Here is a 369-nt window from a genome sequence, read left to right as displayed (position 1 = left end):
TCCTTTTATATGAATATTTTTACTATTGTCGCGCAAACCGTTAGTCAAGGCAAGTTTGTGCAGACAGGGTCTGCCAGTTTACATGGAGGGCATGGCAGAAATTTCAAGACCAGTATGTCAGATTTAGATACTTCTGCCAAACCATTCGACACGGCCGATGATGGCGACGTCGTCGGTCGGGTTTTTCAAGTCGATTTCAAAAGTAGGGTAGGCTTCGTTGGCAGAAATGACGTTGACGATGCCGCCGGGTATCAGTTGCAGGCGTTTGACCAAAAGGTTTTCGTTGAGGCGCAAAACATAGAGGCCGTCGCGCGGCGTGGTTTGGCCGTGGTTGATGAGGATGGTGTCGCCATCATTCAGCACGCCTTC

General features: G+C 49.6%; 1 protein-coding gene. It reads right to left on the bottom strand.

The features are described 5' to 3' along the window. Positions 1-123: 123 nt before the first annotated feature. A partial coding sequence (locus tag ACTHSP_RS22745) for a S24 family peptidase (RefSeq protein ID WP_440347096.1) occupies positions 124-369 on the bottom strand: 246 nt, incomplete at its 5' end.

This window comes from Neisseria sp. P0001.S005 (genome assembly GCF_051963715.1).
Note: the sequence above shows the minus strand (reverse complement) of the source record. Positions and strands in the feature narration are given on the sequence as shown.